Raw genomic sequence first — 409 nt, forward strand, 5'->3', positions numbered from 1 at the left:
AGATTGGTCGGCATCACGCTGATGAAATCGGCGCCGTACTGGCTGCGATAGGCCTCGGCCATCTTGATGCCGGCGATCTTGGCGATGGCATAGGGCTCGTTGGTCGGCTCCAGCGGGCCGGTCAGCATCGAATCCTCGCGCAGCGGCTGCGGCGCCAGGCGCGGATAGATGCAGGACGAGCCGAAGAACATCAGCTTCTCGCAACCATTGGCGTGCGCCGCCTGGATCACATTGGTCGAGATCGCCAGATTGTCGTAGAGGAATTCCGCCCGCAGCGTGTTGTTGGCGACGATGCCGCCGACCTTGGCCGCAGCGAGGAACACGGCCTGCGGCCGCTTCGCGGCAAACCAGGCGTTGACCGCGGCCTGGTCGCGCAGGTCGACCTCGCTGCGCGACACCGTCAGCAGAT

Annotated in this window: 1 protein-coding gene; it reads right to left on the reverse strand. The window is 65.0% G+C overall.

Translation table 11 applies throughout. The annotated features are described in order from the left end of the window. The coding region (locus tag FNJ47_RS46690; RefSeq protein ID WP_163163557.1) for an NAD-dependent epimerase/dehydratase family protein at positions 1-407 on the reverse strand (407 nt) is incomplete at its 3' end. Positions 408-409: the final 2 nt, after the last annotated feature.

It is taken from the genome of Bradyrhizobium uaiense (genome assembly GCF_010811875.1).
Lineage (GTDB): Bacteria > Pseudomonadota > Alphaproteobacteria > Rhizobiales > Xanthobacteraceae > Bradyrhizobium > Bradyrhizobium uaiense.